Source organism: Bradyrhizobium shewense (genome assembly GCF_900094605.1).
GTDB classification, from domain to species: Bacteria; Pseudomonadota; Alphaproteobacteria; order Rhizobiales; family Xanthobacteraceae; genus Bradyrhizobium; species Bradyrhizobium shewense.
Map to the genome: position 1 here is coordinate 50900 of NZ_FMAI01000030.1, position 6618 is coordinate 57517.

Genomic DNA, 6618 nt, shown 5'->3' on the forward strand with positions numbered 1-6618 from the left:
TTAGAGGCTTTCCCGGTTCTTCTGCCGTTGCCTCAATAAAACCGGGGGCAGTTCGCCCATGCGGTCCTTAAGGTCGGCCGCTACTGGATCAATCCCGACGCAACCTGCGAACCTAAGGTGACTTATCCGTTGTGCGTGGTGTTAGCCCTCCTTTTTTGGGAAGCGGCTCTTGGGGCTTGCGGCGCAGGAGGGTGTCGAAAGGCGACGGTAGATTTGCTATCGCATGCTCCAGCTCAGTAGCGATGGCCCGATAGCGCACGAGCAGTCTCGCATATAGGTCGCGCTTAGTCTGATTTTTTGTAACAATCTGAAGTCGCTCGCATTCAGCGATCTGCGCGCGGAGCAGGTCTAGTTGGGCTTGCATTTCCTTCATGGCACCGAGTTGATATTCCTGCGACATTGACGTCAATGCGGAAAGCGAAGGTCCGCCGGGGCCGATGCCGCTGCGCGGAGTGACTGTATCATTTCGGCGGCTGCAGGCCGGGGGACTGAACCCAATCACTTAAGTGCATGAGTGCATGCCTACTTCGGCAATTCTGGCCCGCCTGAGCAAGCTTTCACGTTCTGCTCCAGCGGGCAATTGACTGGCCTGCTCTTTGAGCTTGGCTACCTGTTCTGCCATTCGTTCTTCAAGGGAGCGGGTCTGTTTCACTCGCTGGCGCTGCTGGCTCATAGCGCGCTCCTTGAGCAGTTAACGACCAACCTTAACGCAGAAGGGGTATATCGGTTCGAAGTGTGGAACAAACCAGGGGCCAGCCAGCGTCTAGGTTTAGTTTTCGCAGCAGCTTCTTTATGAGGGGCACGTAGCTCAGCAATTTCGTCCCGGAGCATCTGCTGCATGGCAGCCTGCCGAGAGGGCTTCGATGATGTCGTCCGCTTCTTGCTTTTCGGACTTCTTCCCCGGCCGTTTCATGCCATGAATGGTAGGTGCGCCCCGAGCGATTTTCCACTCCCTCAGGCGCCGATGCTCTCAGGCCGCTATTCGGGTCACGGGTCACTTTTGCCCCGCGCGGCTCTGTCAGGCTTTGCCCACAGAGCAGACACCATATTCAGATTGCCGGGCATGTCTTCAGACTGCCGGGCACGTCGCAGGATTGGGGTAAACAGCCGGGGCCGGCATTCCCATTCCAATGTGCCGCAATCGGCGGTAATCGGCGCGCTTTTAGATGGCCACACGAAAGCTAACGAACAGTTTCGCAACTCCCGTCACGATCGTGGTGCCTCGTAGCGCCGTTTTAGCAAGCCTTAGGCCGAAAGGCTTGAGCTCACCGTACTACGCGAGTGCTCAGGATTGAGGTTCAGAATGCTCGCTTCAGGTTTCGCGGAACGCGCGGGAGAAGCTGTCGAGGACAGGCTTCATGATGTACTCGAAAAACGTACGCTCTCCGGTCTTAATGTAAACGTCCGCGGGCATCCCGGGCGTCGGGATAAATTCAGGCATTTGCCTGAGAATATCGTCCTGGTCCAGGCGCACCCGAACAACATAGAATTCCCGACGCGTGTCGCCATCGGGACGGGTTTCGGCCTTCCCCTGCACTTGCTCCGCCAGGGCGTCCGCTGACACGTAGATGACGCTCGCCCCGACCATGGGCGTGATGCGCTGGTTGAGCGCCGACAGCCGCACCAGCGCCTCCAGGCCGACACTCACGTGCGAAATGTCCTTGGGATTGACACGTGCCTCGATGATGCGCTCGTCGCCAATCGGTAGGAGCTCAAGGATCACGGCACCAGGAGAGACCACGCCGCCCGGTGTATGGAAGTTGTTTTTCACCACGATACCTCGAACCGGCGACCGGACATTGACCCGATCGACCACATCTTGAGCGGCGCGAATCTGCTCCTCCCCGTCGTCCAGCTCCGCCTCGGTCTCGCGCAACTCCTTGATCGCCTCCCGAAGCGCCGTCGTGTGGAGCTGCGCTATTCTTTCGTTCGCCTGAGCGATCCGCTCCTTCGAATCGGCGATGCGGCCGAGATATTCACCTAGCTCACCCCCAAGACCGGCCTCTGAACGTCGCAACGCAAGCACATCTGACTTGCGGACCAACTGCTGGCCAAGAAGCGAATTCTTGTCCTTCAGCTCTTCGGCGAACAAGGAAATTCGCTCTTTGGTGGACTGAACTTGCGCCTGATATCCGCGGATGCTTTCCTCCAGCCCAGCGATTTGCTTCACGAGTACGCTTTCGTCGGTCACCAGACTTGCCCGGCGGGCCTGAAGCTCGGCACGTTGCCGCTCAAGAATCGCTTTGGTTTCTGGATCACGTGCGTTCTCGCTGAATGCGGTCGGGGTTTCGATTGCGTCCGAAGAGCTCATTTCAGCTTCCAGACGCGCCTTCATGGCGAGCAGTCGATACTTCTTCAGAACCAGCCGTTTCAGCTTGGCGTTGGCAGCCGTATCGTCCATGCGAACGAGAACCTGGTTGGCCTCGACGACATCCCCGTCCTTGACCGCAATCTCGCGGATGATGCCGCCCTCGAAGTGTTGGACAAGCTTGTTCTGCCCGGTAGCAACGAACGTGCCGGAGGCGACGACCGCACTGTTGAGGGGAGCGACTGCGGCCCAAATGCCGAAACACCCGAGCCAAACAACCAAGATGGCGAGGCCGGTGAAGATGGGCCATTTAGCGCTCAGCGGAACACCGCGGTACCACTCGCCAATGTCGTCCTTTACCGCTCTCATGCTGTCCTCCCGCGCTGGTCACCCGCCCGAGGATTCGATGCGTTGCGGCTGCTCCGGCTCATCTCCGCCGACTCTGGCGGGCGACCGAACCAGGCGATGCAACACCTCGCTCGGAGAGCCGAAGGCTTCCGCGCGTCCGGCCCGCAGTATGAGCACTTTGTCAACACTGTTCAGGAGCGCCGGGCGCAGGGTTACGACCACCGCGGTGACCCCCCGCCTCTTGGCGCGCTGCAGGGTTTCGGTCAGAGCCTGTTCGCCCGCTGCGTCGAGATTCGAGTTGGGCTCGTCGAGCACGACGAAGGACGGATTGCCGAAGAAAGCCCGGGCGAGCGCGATGCGCTGCTTCTGTCCTCCCGAGAGCGGCCCGCCACTGCGGTCGAGCACGGTCTCGTATCCTTGCTTGAACTGGCAGACCATGTCGTGAATGCCAGACAACGTCGCAGCCTCATAGATGCTCTCGTCCGGCAAGTCATCGCGCATGCGGCAGATGTTCTGCTTGATGGTGCCAGGAAATAGCTCGACCTCCTGAGGCAGGTAACCGCTATATTCTCCGAACTGGCGGCGATCCCAGTTGCGCAGCTCCGTTCCGTCCAGCCTGACCTTGCCGGCGGTCGGAACCAGACAACCCACCAGAATGCGCGCGAGCGTCGACTTGCCAGAGCCGGACGGTCCGACAATGGCCAAAGCCTCGCCGGGCGCGAGCTCGAGCGACACACCATTAAGCACCGGCTCCTTGGAGCCGGGCGGCAGATACAAGACCCGATCAACGCTCAGGCGCCCTTTTGGTCTCGGCAAGCGCAGCTTGGGCGTCTCGCGCTGGAATGACTCGACCGCCTGCTTGACGCGTGCATAGGCCGAGCGCGCTTGCACGCAGCTGCGCCATCCCTCGATCAAACCCTCGAGCGGCTGCAGGGCGCGGCCGGCAATGATCGAAGCCGCGATCATCATGCCCCCGGTGATCTCGGCGTGCAGGGCCAGATAGGCACCGGTACCTAGGATCGTGATCTGGGCCACGAGGCGGACGAACTTCGACGCACCGCTTATCCAGAAATTCCGGTCAAGGGCCTGGCTTTGCACCGTCAGCGCCGGTGCCTGCCGGCGTCCCCAGTGGAGGATGCTTTCGCTCAGCATTCCCATCGCATTGATCACCTGCGAATTTCGCGCCAGCGACTCCGCCGCCGCATCGGCCTCGGCGGCATGCAGGCCAGCCTCGCTCAGACGCTCCGAGGTCGCTTTCTGGTTGATTAGCGCAATCAGTGCGAGGACCAAACCGGATACGACTGCGATCCAGCCCAGATCTCGGTGAACCAGGAATATGACTCCGAAGTAGAGGGGCGAGAGTGGCGCGTCCATCAGTAAAAGCATGATAGGGCTCGAGATGAAGCCCCGTACCTGGTGAAGGCTGCGGATCGCCTGGATGGTTCCGCCCTCACCGGCCCTGGCGTTGTTGATGCTGCTCGCCAGCACGGCGCCACCGAGCACCGCCTCCATCTTGGTCGCGAGACGGCCCAGCACCTGCCGACGCAGAATGTCGACGATCGAGAGGATACCGATGAATGCCAGCGCGAGAGCCGAGAGCATCAGCAGTGTCTCGAAACTACGGCTCGTCAGCACGCGATCGGATATTTGAAATAGGTAGATCGGCAACGTGAGCATCAGCAGATTCACAACGACGGAAAATGCCGCGACCGCTATTAAGTTGGTGCGCGCGACCGAACGCCAGGTGGCTAGCGCGTTGACAGGTCCGATATAGTCGCGGGCCTCGCCGCCGGGTCCGAGGCGACGTTGAGCTCCGGAGTGATTGCGCGGCGAATCATCCAGTGTCTCGACAGCTGCCATGTTTGCCCCCACTAGAGGATGGCATCATGAGTTCCAACGTGATCAATCGGAGTAGCATCCACGATATCGGGAGGCGGCGGCGCGGAATTTTGGTCGGCAGCCACCGGCGCCGAAATGTCTTGAGCCGATACGGCGTCCGCCTGAGGCGTGGCAGTCTGGGGGGGCGCGATGTCGCCGCTGAGCGTGACGCCATAGTCTGTGTACTGGGTTCCGTTGAACAGCGAATCTGCCGGAAGCGGTGGCGCATCATTCAAAGCGATCACATCTCCCGCGACGGCGGTCGTCGCCGTAGCATTCGATGTGTCCGTCGCGACGTTCTGCGGAGCAGCAGTCGCGGATCCTAAACTTTCGATCGGTGCGTCAGCGGCGGTGGCGAGCGCAACAAGCGCGTCGGCCGACTCAGAAGTTTGAGCGCTGCTGGTGTCCGGCACGGCCGGCTCTACCAGTTCGGTCGCGGGGTTGCTGAGCGAGTCTCCAGCGCTGGTGAGCACCGGCTCGGTCGTGTCAGCGACCGGAGCCGCACTCACCAAAGCATCGCCAGTCACACTCCCCGTATCGGCCGGGTGCGACAGCCCGCTAGGCGGATCGGTCGGAGCCGCAGCCGTTGTGGCGAGCACCGGCTGGCTGATGTCAGCGACCGGCGCCGCATTCGCCAAAGCATCGTCAGCCACACTGCCCGTGTCGGTCGGATGCGACACGTCGCTGGTCGGATCGGTCAGAGCGGCAGCTGTGGTGGTAAGCACCGGCTCGCTCGTGTCCGCGACCGGCGCCGCACTCGCCAAAGCATCGCCGGCCACGCTGCCCATGTCGGCCGCTGGCGACACGTCGTTCGGCGCATCGGTCAGCGCGGCAGCTGTTGTGGTGAGCACCGGCTCGCTCGTGTCCAGGACCGGCGCCGCATTTGCCAAAGCATCGCCAGCCACATTCCCAGTGTCGGCTGGATGCGACACGTCGCTGGTCGGATCGGTCAGAGCGGCAGCTGTTGTGCTAGGCACAGGCTCGCTCGTGTCCAGGACCGGCGCGGCACTCGCAAGAGCATCGCCAGCCACACTGCCTGTGTCGGCCGGATGTGATACGTCGCTCGGCGGATTGGTCAGAGCCGCAGCTGTTGTGGTGAGCACCGACACGGTCATGTCAGCAACCGGCGTCGCAGTCGCCAGGGCGTCGCCAGCCACACTCGCCGTGTTGGCCGGATACGACAGCTCGCTCGGCGAATCGGTCGAGGCGGCAACTGTTGTGGAATCAAGGACCGGCGCGCCACTCGCAAGAGCATTGCCAGCCACATCGGTGGACTGTGATACATCCCCAGGCGCACGGTTAGCAGTGGTCAGTGCCGACTCCGCGACCTCAAGGGGTGGTGCTGAACTATCAAGGGTGTGGGTTCCCGTGTTGTCCGATGCAATCGTTTGCGCCAAGGCGATCGACTGAGTGTCTGGACCCGTCGTCTGGCTAATCACCTCGTTGCTTACCGTGCTCACTGTGTCGGTAGCCGTCGCGAGTACCGGCACCGCAGCTGCGACCGGCGCAATTGTTCCAACCACATCGTCGGGCATCGTGCCCGCGGTGTCGGCCAAGGTCGTGAGCGTCGGCTGCGCCGCCTCGACCGGCGCAATTGCGCCAACCACGTCGTTGGATAGCGTGCTCACGGTATCAGTCGCCGTGGCGAGTGCCGGCATCACAGCCGCCTCAACTGGCACAATCGTACCAACCACGTCGTTGGGCAGCGTGCCCGCAGTGTCGGCCAGACTCGGTAGCGTCGGCTGCGCCGCCGCCTGGACGGGCGCAATCGCGCCAACCACCTCGTTGGGTAGCGTGCTGGCGGTGTCGTTCACCGTGGCGAGTGCCGGCATCACCGCCTCGACCGGCGCGATCGCGCCAACCACGTCGTTGGGCAGTGCGCTGGCCGTGTCGGTCGCCGTGGCGAGTGCCGGCGGCACCGCCGCCTCGAGCGGCGCGATCCCGCCAACCACGCCGTTGGATAGCATGCTCACGGTGTCGGTCGCCGTGGCGAGTGCCGGCGGCAGTGCCGCAGAGACTGGCGAGATCGCGCCAACCACGTCGTTGGGCAGCGTGCTGACGGTCTCGGTCGCCGTCGCGAGTGC

4 protein-coding genes are annotated in these 6618 nt (G+C 62.3%); 1 reads left to right on the forward strand and 3 read right to left on the reverse strand.

Translation table 11 applies throughout. The annotated features are described in order from the left end of the window. The first annotated feature begins 514 nt into the window (after nucleotides 1–514). A complete protein-coding gene (locus GA0061098_RS47300; RefSeq protein ID WP_165637825.1) occupies nucleotides 515–796 on the forward strand; it encodes a hypothetical protein in 282 nt (93 codons plus the stop codon). A 516-nt stretch (nucleotides 797–1312) separates the two neighbouring features. Here the strand turns inward: GA0061098_RS47300 and GA0061098_RS36275 are convergent. From GA0061098_RS36275 to GA0061098_RS36285, 3 genes are all read right to left on the reverse strand, one after another. Further along, nucleotides 1313–2677 (reverse strand): HlyD family type I secretion periplasmic adaptor subunit, encoded by a 1365-nt coding sequence (locus tag GA0061098_RS36275; protein WP_091966166.1) that lies wholly within the window; start codon nucleotides 2675–2677, stop codon nucleotides 1313–1315. Between the two features lie 18 nt (nucleotides 2678–2695). Further along, complete coding sequence (locus tag GA0061098_RS36280; protein ID WP_091966167.1) at nucleotides 2696–4516, reverse strand: type I secretion system permease/ATPase; 1821 nt, start codon at nucleotides 4514–4516, stop codon at nucleotides 2696–2698. 11 nt (nucleotides 4517–4527) lie between these two features. Beyond that, the coding region (locus GA0061098_RS36285; RefSeq protein WP_165637826.1) for a hypothetical protein at nucleotides 4528–6618 on the reverse strand (2091 nt) is incomplete at its 5' end.

Coding starts and splice junctions, on each gene's coding strand:
- GA0061098_RS36280 (WP_091966167.1), bottom strand. CDS start 4,516: ATGGCAGCTGTCGAGACACTGGATGATTCGCCGCGCAATCACTCCGGA.
- GA0061098_RS36275 (WP_091966166.1), bottom strand. CDS start 2,677: ATGAGAGCGGTAAAGGACGACATTGGCGAGTGGTACCGCGGTGTTCCG.